The sequence below is a fragment of the Citrobacter sp. Marseille-Q3906 genome (assembly GCF_916618775.1).
Classification (GTDB): Bacteria; Pseudomonadota; Gammaproteobacteria; order Enterobacterales; family Enterobacteriaceae; genus Citrobacter; species Citrobacter murliniae.
The window spans coordinates 479,700-494,920 of record NZ_CAKAKA010000001.1 but is presented as its reverse complement, the minus strand read 5'-3'; the positions used below and the strand labels follow the sequence as shown (position 1 = coordinate 494,920).

Sequence of the window (15,221 nt, the reverse complement as noted above, 5' to 3'; positions counted from 1 at the left end):
CCGGGTGGCGACGTCAATGCCTCACCCGGACTGGCATCGGCCTGATAAGCGCCACGTTATCAGGCATTCTGTGGTTTGCGCACTTTACTGACCTTATTCACCCACCAAATCCCCGAACAGACCAGCACCAGCGCAACCGCGTATTTCCACTCCAGAATATTCTCGCCGAGGAAGATCGCCGACAGCACCGCTCCCGAAACGGGAATAAGAAAGTTAAACGGAGCGATCATCCCTACACGATTGTACTTGAGCAAGATGCTCCACAATGCGAACGCCACCGAAGAGAGCAGCGTCAGGTAGCCAAGAATCGCCACCGAAGACGAACCGTGTACGGTCAGCGTCCCACCGAAAGCATAGCCCCCGATAACCAATGCCAGACCGCCTATCCCCAGTTGATAGCCTGTCATCACCGTCGGATCCACTGTCTGAGAAATACGTTTACCGTAAAGCGTGGCGGCAGAGAGAATAAAGGCTGCCAGCACCACCGAGCCATCACCTAACAGACTAAAGCTAAAGTCCATCAGGCCACTGTTAAAGTTCACCACCATCACACCGGTAAAGCCCAGGATACAGCCCAGCGCCTTGTTGTAGCTCAGCTTGTCGTTCTGGTAGATAAAGTGGGCCAGCAGTACGCTAAAGAACGTGCCAGTGGCGTTCATGATTGAGCCTTTCACACCCGTCGTGAACGCCAGACCGATGTAAAAGAAGATGTATTGCAGTGAGGTTTGCGTCAGTCCCAGCAGCGTGAGCTGTCCAAACTGGCGTGGGCTTAACCTGCCGATAGGTTTACGCTGCATCATAGCCAGCAACAGTAGTAATAATCCCGCAAACAAGAAGCGGTATCCGGCAAAGACAATTTTCGACGGAATGTCATCCGTGGCAATCTGGAAGAGCTCATACCCGCTTTTTATCGCCGGATAGGCACTTCCCCAGAGCAGGCAGCAGAACGCCGCGCTCAGATAGACTACGTTTTTACGCGCAAACAGAGGTTGGTGCGTTGTTTCCATTCCATCACCACTTTGAAATAATGTTTTATTTTTACGATTATCCCGAAAAGGATAGAGAATAGCCAGAGCGAAAAACAGGAGGGGGAGAAAAGCAAAACGCCGGCACAGGGCCGGCGCTTTTACGCGGTTTTCAGAATAAAAACTTATTCTGCAACTACGTTTACAGTCAGCTTAGCAAACACTTCGCTGTGAACCTGGAAGCTCACTTCGTGCTCACCAGTGGTACGCAGAACACCGTTCGGCAGACGAACTTCGCTCTTAGCCACTTCAACGCCAGCTGCAGTTACAGCGTCAGCGATGTCGCGAGTACCGATGGAACCGAACAGTTTACCTTCATCGCCCGCTTTGGACGCGATGGTTACGGTTTCCAGTGCGTTGATTTTCTCAGCACGAGCTTCAGCAGCAGACAGAACGTCAGCCAGTTTGGCTTCCAGTTCAGCGCGACGCGCTTCGAAAAATTCAACGTTTTTCTTGGTAGCAGGAACAGCTTTACCCTGTGGTACCAGGAAGTTACGAGCATAGCCCGCTTTAACGTTAACCTGATCACCCAGGCTACCCAGGTTTGCTACTTTATCAAGCAGAATAACTTGCATTACCTTATCCTCTCAAAGTCGTATTAATGGACCGTGACCGATTACTGATGACGATCAGTGTACGGCAGCAGGGACAGGTAGCGAGCGCGTTTGATAGCGCGAGCCAGCTGACGCTGGTATTTTGCACGGGTACCGGTGATACGGCTTGGGACAATCTTACCGCTTTCGGTGATGTAGTTTTTCAGCGTAGCGATATCTTTATAGTCGATCTCTTGAACGCCTTCCGCGGTGAAACGGCAGAACTTGCGACGACGGAAATAACGTGCCATATGGCTAGTCTCCAGAATCTATCAATTCAATCTGCTCGGCATGCAGAACCATTTTGCTCAGGCCGTTCTTTGCCTTATGGCAAGAAATGAACCCCTGAACGGTCACTGCGCTACCGACCGTTATACTGTGAGTAATGGCCTGGTTTTCGTGTCCGCTAACAATAACGGGCATTTGGCACCATGCCTGCCGGTGAAAACCGGCTTCCTCCTGCACAGAACGATGCTCAAGCACGAACTGGCAATGAGGAATTCCTGATGGACTGACCTTTCGAAGGGGAGCCCTGCACACGGTGCCGGACAACGCCAGACGGTTGGTCATCAGAAATTACTCTTCAGAATCCCCAGCATCTGCATCATCTGCGGTTTCGTTTGCGAAATCATCGCGACGTTCACGACGCTCGTCTTTCGCTTTAACCATCGGAGATGCTTCGGTAACAGCGTGCTTAGTACGCATTACCATGCTACGGATAACGGCATCGTTGAAGCGGAAGTTTGTTTCCAGCTCATCGATAACTTCCTGCGGCGCTTCAACGTTCAGCAGAACGTAGTGAGCTTTGTGCAGTTTGTTGATCGGGTAAGCCAGCTGACGGCGGCCCCAGTCTTCCAGACGGTGGATCGTGCCTTCTGCTGCAGTGATTGCACCAGTGTAGCGTTCGATCATACCCGGAACCTGTTCGCTCTGGTCAGGATGGACCATAAAAACGATTTCGTAATGACGCATCGAATTGCTCCTTACGGATTATTCAGCCTCCTGTCTGGGTCAGCCGAGGCCCGGGGAGGCAAGGAACGTGTTAAAGGTCGGCTGAAAAATTGACGCGTAATCATACTTGCGCCTACAGCCAAACACAAGGCGATTGTTCGATTATTTATCATGGCGTCATTAATACATATCCAGCAGCATTTTGACGCTGATGCAAATGGAGACAATCACAATCATCGGTCTGATGACTTTCTTTCCTCGCGTCAGCACCACCGTGGCCCCCAGGCGCGCACCGAGGGATTGTCCCACGAACATGACCAGCCCGAGCGACCAGATCATTTTACCGCCGAAGATAAAAAACAAAATCGAGGCGATGTTCGATGCCAGATTAATAAAGTTAGAGTGGATTTGCGCCTTATCGATGCTGTATCCCCAAAGCAGGATATAGCAGAGCGTATAGAAAGAGCCGGCCCCAGCGCCAAGAAACCCATCATAAAAACCCACGCACCCGCCGCCGATAAGTGAGAAAAGAAGCAGTGACACCTGCTGTTTTCTTTTCGGTTCACTGAGATTAGGGGCAAATATGAAATAGATGGCGACGGCGATAATCAGTACCGGCAGCAACTTTTTTAGCAGGTCCGGCTCAATAAACTGGATTAATGTGGTGCCCAGCGCAGAACCAATAAAGGCAGATAAAAATACATATTTGTGTTCCTGAACATTGATATGCCCTCGGCGTAAAAAATAAATCCCGGAGGTGAGCGAACTGCCCAACGCCTGAATTTTATTGGTCGCCAATGCGTTGGCCGGCGGCAAACCGGAAATCAACAATGCGCCAATAGAGAGAAACCCACCGCCCCCCGACACTACGTTAATAAAACCTGCTACCAGCGCAACCATAAACATAATCAGGAAATAGCTGAAATCCATGAATGAAGTATCCATAAGTTTTTTCCTTATAATCATAAAGTTATATTATTTTTCAGCTCACTATAGACGGCGTACTCATTCGGTTAAATTGACCATTTGGTAAGAGGTTATGCCTGGAAAACAGGAATTTTTAACCACAGCGGTAGACATCAGCTAACTGTTAATTAAAGGAAAGACAGGCATGCGGTAATTTTTTGAACAACTGCATCAGAAATGGTCGCTATCGACTCCGTCGGTAACGGTTAAAATTAAATCAGAAGTTATCTACTCACAGGAGAAAGCGAACCAGAGACCGCAGTCGAGGAGGTACATATGCGAGCCCGTGTTTTGACCCTTCTGGCTGTACTTTTGCTCAGTGCAAGTGCAACAGCAGCCATCAAGATTGACAATCATCAGGCCAGAAATATGGATGATGTGCAGAGCTTAGGCGTAATTTACATAAACCATAACTTCGCCACTGAAAGTGAAGCCAATCAGGCCCTGAATGAAGAAACAGATGCTCAAGGCGCTACCTACTACCACGTAATCCTCACCAGGGAGCCAGGTAGTAACGGAAATATGCGCGCCAGCGCGGATATTTATCGCTAGCTATCCAGAAATAACCAACGAGAACATTGCCACAGTTTGACTTGCCCCCTTCATTGGGGGCTTTTTTTGCAGTAAAACGCATCCGGAGCTGATCGATAACATCCCCTGAAAGCGTTAGCTCCGGAGCGTTTTGTTTATTTCTGTCCGTAATAGGCGTTCGGGCCGTGCTTACGCATGAAGTGTTTGTTCATCAGGTAGCCATCAATGGGATTGAGGCATGGGTTGATGCCGCGCGCAATCCACGCCATCTTCGCCACCTCTTCCATCACCACTGCGTTATGTACCGCCTCATGGGCAGTTTTCCCCCACGCAAACGGACCGTGCTGATACACCACCACACCTGGGGTATGCAGCGGTTCAACGTCCCCCAGAGTTTCAATGATGACCTTGCCGGTGTTCAGCTCATATTCGCTCTGTACCTCTTCTTCGTTTAACGCCCGGGTGCAGGGAATATCGCCAAAGAAATAATCCGCATGCGTAGTGCCAAGTGCCGGGATCGCCAGCCCCGCCTGCGCCCATGCCGTCGCATGGGTTGAGTGGGTATGCACCACGCCGCCGAGCGACGGGTAGCGGCGGTACAGTGCCAAATGCGTCGCAGTATCAGAGGAAGGACGATAACGCCCTTCCACCACGTTCCCTGTCATATCGACCACAACCATATCGTCTGCGGTCATAGCCTCATAAGCAACACCGCTGGGTTTGATCACTACCCACCCGCGTTCGCGGTCGATGCTACTCACGTTGCCCCAGGTAAAAGTCACCAGTCCGTAGCGCGGCAAATCCATGTTGGCATCGAACACCTGCTGTTTAAGCTTTTGCATTACGCCGCCTCCACCAGACCAACGCTTGCCATACGCGCTTTCACCCAATCACGCGCTTTCGCCACTTCTCGTGCCGGATCATCTGCCGTTTCACTCCACATCTCAATCAGGTATGGCCCGCAATACCCACTCTGCTTGAGTGTCGCAAAACAACGTTCGAAATCCACCACGCCCTCGCCAAACGGCACGTTTTTGAACACACCGGGTTTGGTGTCTTTAACGTGTACCGCCACGATATGTCCTATCCCGGCCTGTAATTCCATCTGCACGTCGTTATCCCACGCCGACAGATTGCCAATATCAGGATAAAGCTGGAACCAAGGATTGTTCAGGTAGTGCGCATAACCCAGCGCCTTGCTGATCGAGTTCATCAGGGGATAATCCATAATCTCCATCGCCAGCGTCACCTGAGCACGACTCGCCATTTCCACGCTCTCTTTCAGCCCATCGCGAAAACGACGACGCGTTTCGTTATTTGCCTTCTGGTAGTAAACGTCGTAACCCGCCAGTTGGATCACGCGAATGCCAATATCCTGAGCAAATCGGATCGCTTTACGCATGATCTCCAGTCCCTGGTCACGCACCGCGTCATCTTCACTACCGAGCGGAAAACGACGATGCGCACTCAGGCACATGGAAGGGACACGCACACCGGTTTCGGCAATCGCACTTACCAGCGCCAGACGCTGCTCACGGCTCCAGTCCAGGCGCGCCAGGCGGTCGTCTGTTTCATCAACAGACATCTCAACAAAATCAAAACCCAGTTCTCTGGCAAGCTTCAGCCGCGTTTGCCAGCACTCCCCGACGGGAAGCGCTTTTTCATAGATACCGAGCGGGATCTGTTTCGACAACATAACCGCTCCTTAGCCCCAAAGTTGGGCGATGGAACGTTTGAACTGACGAGCAGCTTCTACCGGTGAGGCTGCATCACGAATGCTGCGACCGGCGATAAAAACATGGATTGGAATGCCTTTGAACAACGGTAGATCCTCCAGCGCCAGACCGCCGGTAACGGTGACTTTGAAGCCCATATCGGCCAGACGTTTGATGGCGCTGATATCTGCGTCCCCCCACGCCACACCTGCGGCCTGTGCATCGCGACTACGGTGATACACAACCTGTCCAATGCCCGCGTCACGCCATTCCTGCGCCTGTTCCCAGGTCCAGTAACCGGTCAGTTCAATCTGTACATCGCCATTGAATTCTTTCGCCACATCCAGCGCACCTTTGGTGGTGTTGATATCCGCACAGCAGATCACAGTCACCCAGTCAGCGTTGGCTTCAAAGCACATACGAGAAAGAATTTTGCCTGCATCGGCAATTTTGGCATCCGCCAGTACGATTTTATGCGGATACAGCGCTTTAAGATCGCGAACCGCACGCACGCCTTCAGCGACACAGAGAATCGTACCAACTTCAATGATGTCCACTTCATCTGCAATCAGGCGTGTTGTTTCATACGCGGAAGCCATCGTTTGATTATCCAGCGCTACCTGCAACATAGGTAATGACATTTTAGTGTTCCTTTTAAGCAGCCGCCGCAGTGGCGTTATCAATTAAATCCAGTACTTCCTGCGCGGTGCGGCAGGCACGTAAACGATCAAAATTAGCTTCATCTTCAAACAGATTAACAATCTGCATGATGCCAACCTCCTGATGCGTGTTGGCATCCACTGCCGCCATGGTGATCAGAATATCAACCGGGTCGTTATCTTCATGGTTAAACACCAGCGGTGTTTTCAGCGTAACCAGGGCAAACCCGGTTTTCTTCACACCTTCCTCCGGGCGGCCATGAGGCATAGCCAGACCAGGTGCTATCACAAAATACGGGCCAAACTGCTCTACGCCGTCGAGAATCGCCTGGTAGTAACGCGGTTCGACAACATCGGCCTTAACCAGCAGATCGACGCCCAGCTTTACGGCTTCCTGCCAGGTGCTGGCATCAGCCTGCAAAAGGATGGCGTTATTGTCCGCTAATGAATCACGTAATTTCATATGGCGTCCTTACTTCACATCCTGCGGAAAATGTTCTTTGATCACTTCCAGCAGCTTTGGACCAAAATCGGCTGGCGATAGCATATTGCGTACGCCAACGACATATTTGTTGCCGGAAACAGTGATTTCACCGGCGATATGGGTAGAGGCGATGATGATATCTGCGCCGCTCAGCTCGCTTTTGTATTCGCCCACCGCGCAACTGTTCACCGTATGGTCAATATTTGACTGGGTTAAAAACTGATCCACTTTCATTTTCATGATCATGGAACTGCCTTGCCCATTGCCACACACAGCCAGAATACGTACGGTCATAATCGGAACTCCTTATTAGGCAGATTGTCCTGCCAGTTGTTTTTCTGCATCTTCCTCAGCGCGCAATGTGCGCCCTGCGAAAAACATATAAGCCAGTGAAATCAGAATCATGACGGCCATAAAAATCAGTCCGAGTGAGGCAAAGCCCTGCATCATCGGTGGAGCCAGAATCGACCAATCCGCCATCCCCATCCAGGCGCTCATGCCGGTGAGTTTCACCGCCCAGACGCAGCCAAAGATTTCGATCATCCCCATCACCAGACAAATTTTGAGCGCCGCACGCCAGCCGCCAAAGTGGTTAGCAAACACACCAATAGTGGCGTTAGAGAAGAACATTGGGATAAAGCCAGGGATTATCAGAATGGATGAGCCGAAACCCACCAGGATACCGACGGCGATCAACTGGCCGATGGTGCCCCACATAAAACCCCAGACCACCGCATTTGGTGCAAAGCTATAAATCGCCGCACAGTCAATCGCCAGTACTGCGCCGGGAATAAGGCGTTGAGAAATACCATTGAACGCTTCTGAAAGTTCAGCAACGAACATACGTACGCCCTGGGTGATGATGAAGATCGCGACCGCGAACGAGAAACCAGTTTGCAGGATATAGATAGTCCAGTGGGTTTTACCCGCCATCGCCTGGACAACATCAATACCGAAGGAAAGCAGGATCGCTCCAAAGAAAATGGTCATCACAATGGCTGTAGAAACGATGTTGTCATGGAAGATATTCAGCCAGCCAGGCAGCTTAAGATCTTCGACGCTCTCTTCTTTTTTACCCAGATATGGTGCGAGTTTGTAAGCCATCCACGAAGCGAATTGCTGCTGGTGACCAATGGAGAAGCCGCAACCGTCGGTGACTTCCTGGGTCGGCTTGTACATCATGTTGGAGGTAATGCCCCAGTAGAGCGACACCAGCACCGCGGTACAGATAATGGTGGTCCACATCGGGTAACCGAAGATGTAGAAAGAGACCGCAATCAGCCCCGCTTGCTGGAACATGATGTGGCCGGTCAACATGATAGTGCGGATACCGGTAATACGCCGCAGCAGGACGTAACAAATGTTCAGCGCCAGCGCCAATAACACGGCGTAGCCTACCCAACTATAGGCATCGCCCATACGTTCAATGGTTGCCATCATTGAGGCGTAGGTATCTGAAATCGCGCCGTTGATGCCATAAACCTCAGACATCTTCGCCACCACTGGTTTAAAGGTGCTGGTCAGGATGCCGGACCCCGCCTGCAACAACATAAAACCGATGATTGTTTTGATCGTGCCTTTGATAATCACGCTGACGCTCTTACGCAGCAGGATGTAGCCAAGACAGGTCACAATACCCAACAGCAGCGGAGCATTGGTCATTACCTGATTAAAAAAGACGGTAAAGATGTTGTAGAGGATCTCCATAACGATCTCCAGTAAACGAAGTTGCCGGGTTTTGTTGATACCCGAATGTTGTACCCTCACTCTAATTTTCAAAAGTAATCACAACAAGATTGAATTTGATTAAATGTGACGCACCACGCAAATAATTCCTATAGATCAGGAAAGGATTAATCACCATCAACTTAAATCACGATTAAGTGCAATAAAATCAAATAAATAATAAAATACCTCAAATAAAACCTCGCGTAATTCCCTCGTAATTACACTCTGTCCGAGATGCTGGTCGCGAAAAACAAGTCATTGCCAACGTGAAAAAATAGTGTCAGGATTAATCAAAACAAATCACACTTTGATTCAACTTGAACAAACATGAAGGTAAATGCGATGAGTAAAGTAAAAAGCATCACGCGTGAATCATGGATCCTGAGCACGTTCCCGGAGTGGGGAAGCTGGCTGAATGAAGAGATCGAACAGGAGCAGGTTGCACCAGGCACCTTTGCCATGTGGTGGCTAGGTTGTACCGGGATCTGGCTGAAATCAGAAGGTGGGGCTAACGTCTGTGTCGATTTTTGGTGCGGGACAGGTAAGCAGAGCCACGGTAATCCGCTGATGAAAACCGGGCATCAGATGCAGCGTATGGCCGGAGTAAAGAAATTGCAGCCAAACCTGCGCACCACGCCATTTGTGCTCGATCCTTTCGCTATTCGCCAGATCGACGCTGTACTGGCCACTCACGATCATAACGATCACATTGACGTTAACGTTGCTGCGGCCGTCATGCAGAACTGTGCCGACGATGTACCATTCATCGGGCCGCAAACCTGCGTGGATCTGTGGATCGGCTGGGGTGTGCCAAAAGAACGCTGCATCGTAGTGAAACCGGGTGACGTTGTTAAAATAAAAGACATTGAAATTCATGCTCTTGATGCATTTGACCGCACAGCGCTGATCACACTGCCAGTCGAGCAAAAAGCGGCCGGTGTCCTTCCAGACGGCATGGATATGCGTGCCGTTAACTACCTGTTCAAAACGCCGGGCGGTACGCTGTATCACAGCGGAGACTCCCACTACTCCAACTACTACGCAAAACACGGCAATGAACATCAAATAGATGTGGCACTGGGTTCCTATGGCGAAAACCCGCGCGGCATTACCGACAAGATGACCAGCTCCGACATGCTGCGTATGGCGGAAGCGTTAAATACCAAAGTGGTGATCCCGTTCCACCATGATATCTGGTCAAACTTCCAGGCCGATCCGCAAGAGATCCGTGTTCTGTGGGAGATGAAAAAAGATCGGTTGAAGTATGGCTTCAAGCCGTTTATCTGGCAGGTTGGCGGCAAGTTCACCTGGCCGCTGGATAAAGATAACTTTGAATATCACTATCCACGCGGTTTTGACGACTGTTTTACAATCGAGCCGGATCTGCCGTTTAAATCCTTCCTCTAATCGCTATGATGCCGGGTTTTTCCCGGCATTTTTCTATATTTACTTTAGTATTTTCAGGCTATTTCAAATATCATCTTAAAAAATCATTTTGTATCGGAATAGCTCATGACTGAAGCACAAAGACATCAAATTCTACTCGATATGCTGGCACAGCTGGGCTTTGTGACCGTTGAAAATGTCGTAGAACGCTTAGGAATCTCACCCGCTACGGCACGTCGGGATATCAACAAACTTGACGAAAACGGCAAGCTTAAAAAAGTTCGTAACGGCGCAGAAGCCATTACTCAACAGCGGCCACGCTGGACGCCGATGAATCTGCACCAGGCACAGAATCATGACGAGAAGGTACGCATAGCCAAGGCAGCGTCACAACTGATCAATCCAGGCGAAAGCGTGGTGATCAACTGTGGATCCACTGCATTCCTGCTTGGGCGGGAAATGTGTGGCAAGCCGGTGCAGATCATTACTAATTATCTGCCGCTGGCAAATTATCTGATCGACCAGGAGCATGAGAGCGTAATCATCATGGGCGGGCAATATAACAAGAGCCAGTCCATCACACTTAGCCCGCAGGGCAGCGAGAATAGCCTGTACGCCGGGCACTGGATGTTTACCAGCGGCAAAGGACTTACCGCTGACGGGCTGTATAAAACTGACATGCTGACCGCGATGGCAGAACAGAAGATGCTTAGCGTAGTCGGCAAACTGGTAGTACTGGTCGATAGCAGTAAAGTGGGTGAACGTGCAGGTATGTTATTCAGCCGTGCCGATCAAATCGATATGCTGATTACCGGTAAAAATGCGAACCCTGAGATCTTGCAACAGCTCGAAGCGCAGGGTGTAAACATTTTGCGCGTTTAGAGATGTTGGCGGAAAAATGATACCGTCGCTGCCAGCGCTTCTGGCGTGATACGGTGGCGCACGCCAGCTTCCCACAGGCAGGTCAGATTTTTATCCAGACCTGCCTGAATCAACGCCTGTTGTAAGCGGAAGGTTTCAACGGCCGGGACCACATCGTCATCCTGTCCATGCCACAATAAAAGCGGTCTGTCGGCCAGTCGGTCCAACTGATGCGTCACATCCCACTCAGCGAGCGGAGCTATTATCGTATCGAATTCCGTCTGCTGCTCTGGCGTCTGCACGAATAAAGGTGGAAAAAGCGTATGGGCAAGGTGGGTAAAATAGCCCGAACCCATCAGGCTGGCTGCACATTTAACCTCGGGATATCGCGCCATAATACCCAGTGCCGTCATACCACCCATTGAGGCGCCCGCGATAGCAAGACGTTCATCTAATATCCAATTCTCTGCCACCAGCGCCGCACGTAACGCCGTAAATTCCTGCATGTTTTGCTGCAAAATCTGCCAGAAGCGGTACATTCTACCCTGCGTATCACCACTGAACCGCGCACCATGATCGGGTGCTTCGGGCATAACAACCCGGAACCCGGCCTGTGCCAGAGCGACGGCAAAATAGCTGTAAACCAGGCTGGAAGAAGTGAACCCGTGATAAAAGATAATGCAGGGAAGTGAAAGGTCGTGTTGACCAGCAGGAAATGCGTGCAGGACAGGAATACCAGCCAGTTGCCGTGTTTCAATTTCTATCATTTGTCGCCTCTTTCTTTCCGGTATGCCATGGAGAAATACTTAACGCAAGTGAATGTGTTCGGCAATGATTCATAATGTTGAGAACTAGGTTACGCTTTCGCAACATTTTCATTCGAAAATCGCGCGAGAGATAACATTTCGGGAACATTCCCCTAAAGGGAAATTAATAAGGCACTACACTATGGCTATCAGGAAACGAGATAGAGTTATGCGTCGGTTTGCCTCTTTGATGCTGGTTATGTTTTTAAGCGCCTGTAGCGTGCTACAGGGGACGCCACAACCCGCGCCACCTGTCGCAGACCATCCGCAAGAAATCCGCCGTGACCAGAGCCAGGGGTTACAGCGAATGGGGACAGTCAATGCGCTGGTGAGAGGCTCTCCAGATGATGCGCTGGCAGAGATTCGTGCCAAAGCTGCCGCGGCTAAAGCTGATTATTACGTTGTATTACTGGTTGATGAAACCGTGGTAACGGGCCAATGGTATTCACAAGCCATTTTATATCGTAAATAACACGGGATTGAAATTTAGTCAGCTTTACATTGCTTTGCGCCCCTATGCGTTTACCTGTGCACAATAAACCAACAGCAGGGAGCTTGAGGTTTATTATCGCGATGGAATGCCCTGCCACGTGTAGGGGTACGAATAATGGAGCTGACGATGAAACAATCACTTGCCTTATCCTCACTGCTGCTTTCTGCCGGACTGGTGGATACCACGGCACAGCCTGCCGAGTTCGCCAGTGCTGACTGTGTCACGGGTCTGAACGAAATAGGACTGATCTCTGTCAGCAACATTGCAGGAAATCCACAGGATGTGGAACGCGTTGTGGCGTTAAAAGCGGATGAACAAGGTGCCTCATGGTATCGGATCATTCAAATGTATGAAGAACAACAGCCTGATAACTGGCGTGTACAGGCCATACTCTATGCATAGCATACTGCCAGGTGTCGCTCACTTATCTGGCCTACATCGAAAGTAAGAGTGTAGGCCTGATAAGATCCTCCTGCACAGCCGCCAGGCAAGTCATTAACACAAGCCACCCGTAGCCCGTAATAACAAGTCATTCTGCACCTGTTCAGACAAACGCCGACCACCACGCGTATCCAACATCATCTGACACCAGGCCTGCGCCACTGGCGGAGATGCATAGCGCAACATCTGCGCCCCACAGCCGAGCAGGAAAAGCTGCTGCGTAATCTCCCGTCCCAGCTCCTCACTGGGTTTACGTAAGTGCTGTTGTAGCTGACGTACCATTCTGTCGTAATGTCGGTCTTGCCCTTTTACTTCAGCAAAAGCTTCACTGAGCATATCGTACATACCCGGTTGTTTCGTTAACACTCGCAATACATCAAGGCACATAATGTTTCCGGATCCTTCCCAGATACTGTTTACCGGCATCTCGCGGTACAAACGCGGCAGTTCACTCTCCTCACAATACCCCGTGCCACCAAGCACTTCCATGGCCTCTGCAACGAATGGCATACCGCTTTTACAGATGGCGAACTTTGCCGCTGGCGTAAATAATCTGGCCCACAGTGCTTCTTTCACATCGTTGCGACGATCCCAGGCTCGCGCCAGCCGAAACAACAACGCTGTTTGGCCTTCCAACTGGAGAGCCATCCGGCTCAATACCTGTCGCATCATCGGCTGCTCAATCAGTGGTTTGCCAAATACCTGCCGCTGATGTGCATGATAAATTGCCACGGAAAAAGCGCGCCGCATCATACTGTGGCTACCAAGCGCACAGTCAAAACGTGTCATACCGCCCATTTTCAGGATATGACGAACACCTTCTCCCTCCTCACCCAGTAGCCAGCCAATCGCATCCTGAAATTCAACTTCGCAGCTGGCGTTAGAGCGGTTGCCTAACTTATCCTTCAGCCGTTCAAGACGGATAGCGTTACGCCGCCCATCAGGTAAAAATCGCGGGACAAAGAAGCAGGACAACCCTCCTTTAGCCTGTGCCAGCACCAGATGAGCATCGCTTTGCGGTACGGAGAAAAACCATTTATGCCCAATTAGCCGATACGTGCCATCCTCAAGGCGGTCTGCCTGAGTGGTATTGCTCAGCACATCTGATCCCCCCTGTTTCTCCGTCATTCCCATGCCAATCAGCAGACCGCGCTTTTTCCCGCCGGGCAGCAGATGTGAATCATAACGATCGCTGCATAGCGGTGTGAACCAGTCATGAAATTGTGGAGGTAACATATCAAGTAACAGCGGCGTGGCGGCAAACGTCATGGTAACAGGGCATAACGTGCCTGCCTCCACCTGCGCATGCAACATAAAACGTGCGGCCCGGGCAACAAATGCCCCCTGTCTTGCATCTTCTTCCCAGGCAAGATTATGTACCCGGTTGGCACACAGCCCCTGCATCAGTAAATGCCAGGCGGGATGAAAACGCACGTCATCCAGTCGCTGCCCCTGCGGATCGTATCGCAATAGTTCTGGCGGATAAGCGTTGGCCAACCGTCCCAGTTCGAGCGATTCCGCCGTTCCTAATTGCTGGCCAATACTGGCAAGAAGATCGCTGTCCCAGCCAGCCCCCTCACGATTCACCGCTTCACACAGTGCACCATCGGACAGGTATAAATTGCTGTTATTGAGCGGTACAGGTTGGTTAAAAACGGTATGCGTTTGCCAGTGCATTGTGTTTCCCTCCGTCAATGGCAGTGACCATAAGTATGGTCACTCACAGAAGAGGGTGCCTGGGATAGCGGTCACAAAAAAGCCATCCCGGAGGATGGCTTGATGGAAATGGAGAGCTCAGTTACCCGCGCTGACGAACGGCCTCAAACAGGCAGATCCCCGTTGCAACGGAGACGTTCAACGATGAGACGCTACCAGCCATCGGAATACTGATCAGCTCATCACAGTGTTCACGAGTCAGACGACGCATACCTTCACCTTCAGCTCCCATGACCAGCGCCAGGCGGCCAGTCATTTTGCTCTGATACAGAGTGTGGTCAGCTTCACCTGCCGTCCCAACAATCCAGATGTTCTCTTCCTGCAGCATACGCATCGTGCGCGCCAGGTTGGTCACACGGATCAGTGGCACGCTTTCTGCCGCGCCACAGGCGACTTTTTTCGCCGTCGCATTCAACTGCGCAGAACGATCTTTCGGGACGATAACAGCATGCACACCAGCCGCGTCTGCGCTTCGCAAGCAAGCGCCCAGGTTATGCGGATCGGTAACGCCATCCAGGATCAAAAAAAACGGCTGATCGAGAGAGGCGATCAGATCCGGCAGATCGTTTTCCTGATACTGGCGGCCCGGCTTCACGCGGGCAATAATACCCTGATGTACCGCACCCTCACTTTTCTCATCCAGAAACTGGCGGTTAGCCAACTGGATGACAACGCCCTGCGCTTCCAGAGCATGGATCAGCGGCAGCAGGCGTTTATCTTCACGACCTTTGAGAATAAAGACGTCCTGAAAGCGCTCAGGCGCACGCTCCAGCAGAGCCTGCACCGCATGGATGCCGTAAATCATTTCACTCATGAATGTACTCGTTAATAGTTTATGTGTAATGCCGGGCAGTACTTAGCTCACC

General features: G+C 50.9%; 20 protein-coding genes. 5 read left to right on the top strand and 15 right to left on the bottom strand.

Translation table 11 applies throughout. The annotated features are described in order from the left end of the window. Positions 1–59: 59 nt before the first annotated feature. The 6 genes from LG384_RS02305 to LG384_RS02280 form a co-directional block, all read right to left on the bottom strand. Complete coding sequence (locus LG384_RS02305) at positions 60–1,007, bottom strand: DMT family transporter (protein ID WP_225760388.1); 948 nt, start codon at positions 1,005–1,007, stop codon at positions 60–62. Between the two features lie 143 nt (positions 1,008–1,150). Then, a complete protein-coding gene (gene rplI / locus LG384_RS02300; protein ID WP_003025676.1) occupies positions 1,151–1,600 on the bottom strand; it encodes a 50S ribosomal protein L9 in 450 nt (149 codons plus the stop codon). 41 nt (positions 1,601–1,641) lie between these two features. Next, positions 1,642–1,869: a 30S ribosomal protein S18 gene (rpsR, locus tag LG384_RS02295; RefSeq protein ID WP_000135199.1), complete on the bottom strand. Its 228-nt coding sequence runs from the start codon at positions 1,867–1,869 to the stop codon at positions 1,642–1,644. Positions 1,870–1,873: 4 nt separating this feature from the next. Continuing rightward, positions 1,874–2,188 carry a primosomal replication protein N gene (gene priB, locus LG384_RS02290; protein ID WP_006686338.1) on the bottom strand — a complete coding sequence of 105 codons (315 nt, stop codon included), beginning with the start codon at positions 2,186–2,188 and terminating at the stop codon, positions 1,874–1,876. A 6-nt stretch (positions 2,189–2,194) separates the two neighbouring features. Next, the gene (gene rpsF, locus LG384_RS02285) at positions 2,195–2,590 is read right to left on the bottom strand and encodes a 30S ribosomal protein S6 (protein ID WP_006686337.1); all 396 of its coding nucleotides are present in this window, start codon (positions 2,588–2,590) and stop codon (positions 2,195–2,197) included. Between the two features lie 159 nt (positions 2,591–2,749). Then, positions 2,750–3,514 (bottom strand): TSUP family transporter, encoded by a 765-nt coding sequence (locus LG384_RS02280; RefSeq protein ID WP_045439023.1) that lies wholly within the window; start codon positions 3,512–3,514, stop codon positions 2,750–2,752. Between the two features lie 297 nt (positions 3,515–3,811). On the opposite strand from LG384_RS02280, the gene yjfY reads away from it, so the two are divergent. After that, the gene (gene yjfY / locus LG384_RS02275) at positions 3,812–4,087 is read left to right on the top strand and encodes a DUF1471 family protein YjfY (RefSeq protein ID WP_045439020.1); all 276 of its coding nucleotides are present in this window, start codon (positions 3,812–3,814) and stop codon (positions 4,085–4,087) included. Between the two features lie 134 nt (positions 4,088–4,221). Here yjfY and LG384_RS02270 read toward each other — a convergent pair whose 3' ends face one another. Genes LG384_RS02270 through ulaA form a run of 6 tightly spaced genes read right to left on the bottom strand, consistent with a single transcriptional unit; the run spans position 4,222 to position 8,631 of the window. Then, the gene (locus LG384_RS02270; protein ID WP_200012449.1) at positions 4,222–4,908 is read right to left on the bottom strand and encodes an L-ribulose-5-phosphate 4-epimerase; all 687 of its coding nucleotides are present in this window, start codon (positions 4,906–4,908) and stop codon (positions 4,222–4,224) included. Beyond that, positions 4,908–5,762: an L-ribulose-5-phosphate 3-epimerase gene (locus LG384_RS02265; protein ID WP_045439014.1), complete on the bottom strand. Its 855-nt coding sequence runs from the start codon at positions 5,760–5,762 to the stop codon at positions 4,908–4,910. Before LG384_RS02265 ends, LG384_RS02270 begins: the two co-directional genes overlap by 1 nt. Positions 5,763–5,771: 9 nt before the next feature. Then, positions 5,772–6,422 (bottom strand): 3-keto-L-gulonate-6-phosphate decarboxylase UlaD, encoded by a 651-nt coding sequence (gene ulaD / locus LG384_RS02260; protein ID WP_045439012.1) that lies wholly within the window; start codon positions 6,420–6,422, stop codon positions 5,772–5,774. 13 nt (positions 6,423–6,435) lie between these two features. Further along, the gene (gene ulaC, locus LG384_RS02255; protein WP_045439010.1) at positions 6,436–6,903 is read right to left on the bottom strand and encodes a PTS ascorbate transporter subunit IIA; all 468 of its coding nucleotides are present in this window, start codon (positions 6,901–6,903) and stop codon (positions 6,436–6,438) included. Positions 6,904–6,912: 9 nt separating this feature from the next. Beyond that, positions 6,913–7,218 (bottom strand): PTS ascorbate transporter subunit IIB, encoded by a 306-nt coding sequence (gene ulaB, locus LG384_RS02250; protein WP_045439008.1) that lies wholly within the window; start codon positions 7,216–7,218, stop codon positions 6,913–6,915. Between the two features lie 15 nt (positions 7,219–7,233). Beyond that, on the bottom strand, positions 7,234–8,631 hold the full coding sequence (gene ulaA, locus LG384_RS02245) for a PTS ascorbate transporter subunit IIC (RefSeq protein ID WP_045438997.1): 1,398 nt from the start codon (positions 8,629–8,631) through the stop codon (positions 7,234–7,236). 363 nt (positions 8,632–8,994) lie between these two features. Between ulaA and ulaG the strand changes: the two genes are divergently transcribed. Further along, entirely contained in the window at positions 8,995–10,059 is a 1,065-nt protein-coding gene (gene ulaG / locus LG384_RS02240) for an L-ascorbate 6-phosphate lactonase (protein WP_045438994.1), read from the top strand. A gap of 105 nt (positions 10,060–10,164) precedes the next feature. Next, complete coding sequence (gene ulaR / locus LG384_RS02235) at positions 10,165–10,920, top strand: HTH-type transcriptional regulator UlaR (protein ID WP_045438991.1); 756 nt, start codon at positions 10,165–10,167, stop codon at positions 10,918–10,920. Here ulaR and yjfP read toward each other — a convergent pair. Then, positions 10,917–11,666 carry an esterase gene (gene yjfP / locus LG384_RS02230; RefSeq protein ID WP_048222316.1) on the bottom strand — a complete coding sequence of 250 codons (750 nt, stop codon included), beginning with the start codon at positions 11,664–11,666 and terminating at the stop codon, positions 10,917–10,919. The two genes, ulaR and yjfP, sit on opposite strands and share 4 nt — an antisense overlap. 181 nt (positions 11,667–11,847) lie before the next feature. Between yjfP and bsmA the strand changes: the two genes are divergently transcribed. Beyond that, positions 11,848–12,177: a biofilm peroxide resistance protein BsmA gene (bsmA, locus tag LG384_RS02225; protein ID WP_071828881.1), complete on the top strand. Its 330-nt coding sequence runs from the start codon at positions 11,848–11,850 to the stop codon at positions 12,175–12,177. A gap of 147 nt (positions 12,178–12,324) precedes the next feature. Next, a complete protein-coding gene (yjfN, locus tag LG384_RS02220) occupies positions 12,325–12,600 on the top strand; it encodes a DUF1471 family protease activator YjfN (protein ID WP_136345327.1) in 276 nt (91 codons plus the stop codon). Positions 12,601–12,693: 93 nt separating this feature from the next. Here yjfN and LG384_RS02215 read toward each other — a convergent pair whose 3' ends face one another. Together LG384_RS02215 and rlmB are read right to left on the bottom strand one after the other, a co-directional pair. Further along, entirely contained in the window at positions 12,694–14,316 is a 1,623-nt protein-coding gene (locus tag LG384_RS02215; RefSeq protein WP_045438971.1) for an isovaleryl-CoA dehydrogenase, read from the bottom strand. Between the two features lie 121 nt (positions 14,317–14,437). Next, positions 14,438–15,169: a 23S rRNA (guanosine(2251)-2'-O)-methyltransferase RlmB gene (gene rlmB, locus LG384_RS02210; RefSeq protein WP_045438969.1), complete on the bottom strand. Its 732-nt coding sequence runs from the start codon at positions 15,167–15,169 to the stop codon at positions 14,438–14,440. Positions 15,170–15,221 lie beyond the last annotated feature (52 nt).

Bases quoted from the DNA above. Each gene is read 5' to 3' on its own strand.
- ulaD (WP_045439012.1), bottom strand. From the start codon at position 6,422: ATGTCATTACCTATGTTGCAGGTAGCGCTGGATAATCAAACGATGGCT.
- LG384_RS02265 (WP_045439014.1), bottom strand. From the start codon at position 5,762: ATGTTGTCGAAACAGATCCCGCTCGGTATCTATGAAAAAGCGCTTCCC.
- ulaR (WP_045438991.1), top strand. From the start codon at position 10,165: ATGACTGAAGCACAAAGACATCAAATTCTACTCGATATGCTGGCACAG.
- LG384_RS02270 (WP_200012449.1), bottom strand. From the start codon at position 4,908: ATGCAAAAGCTTAAACAGCAGGTGTTCGATGCCAACATGGATTTGCCG.
- ulaC (WP_045439010.1), bottom strand. From the start codon at position 6,903: ATGAAATTACGTGATTCATTAGCGGACAATAACGCCATCCTTTTGCAG.
- ulaG (WP_045438994.1), top strand. From the start codon at position 8,995: ATGAGTAAAGTAAAAAGCATCACGCGTGAATCATGGATCCTGAGCACG.
- yjfY (WP_045439020.1), top strand. From the start codon at position 3,812: ATGCGAGCCCGTGTTTTGACCCTTCTGGCTGTACTTTTGCTCAGTGCA.
- LG384_RS02280 (WP_045439023.1), bottom strand. From the start codon at position 3,514: ATGGATACTTCATTCATGGATTTCAGCTATTTCCTGATTATGTTTATG.
- bsmA (WP_071828881.1), top strand. From the start codon at position 11,848: ATGGCTATCAGGAAACGAGATAGAGTTATGCGTCGGTTTGCCTCTTTG.
- rpsR (WP_000135199.1), bottom strand. From the start codon at position 1,869: ATGGCACGTTATTTCCGTCGTCGCAAGTTCTGCCGTTTCACCGCGGAA.
- ulaA (WP_045438997.1), bottom strand. From the start codon at position 8,631: ATGGAGATCCTCTACAACATCTTTACCGTCTTTTTTAATCAGGTAATG.
- rpsF (WP_006686337.1), bottom strand. From the start codon at position 2,590: ATGCGTCATTACGAAATCGTTTTTATGGTCCATCCTGACCAGAGCGAA.
- LG384_RS02215 (WP_045438971.1), bottom strand. From the start codon at position 14,316: ATGCACTGGCAAACGCATACCGTTTTTAACCAACCTGTACCGCTCAAT.
- priB (WP_006686338.1), bottom strand. From the start codon at position 2,188: ATGACCAACCGTCTGGCGTTGTCCGGCACCGTGTGCAGGGCTCCCCTT.
- rplI (WP_003025676.1), bottom strand. From the start codon at position 1,600: ATGCAAGTTATTCTGCTTGATAAAGTAGCAAACCTGGGTAGCCTGGGT.
- yjfP (WP_048222316.1), bottom strand. From the start codon at position 11,666: ATGATAGAAATTGAAACACGGCAACTGGCTGGTATTCCTGTCCTGCAC.
- yjfN (WP_136345327.1), top strand. From the start codon at position 12,325: ATGAAACAATCACTTGCCTTATCCTCACTGCTGCTTTCTGCCGGACTG.
- rlmB (WP_045438969.1), bottom strand. From the start codon at position 15,169: ATGAGTGAAATGATTTACGGCATCCATGCGGTGCAGGCTCTGCTGGAG.
- LG384_RS02305 (WP_225760388.1), bottom strand. From the start codon at position 1,007: ATGGAAACAACGCACCAACCTCTGTTTGCGCGTAAAAACGTAGTCTAT.
- ulaB (WP_045439008.1), bottom strand. From the start codon at position 7,218: ATGACCGTACGTATTCTGGCTGTGTGTGGCAATGGGCAAGGCAGTTCC.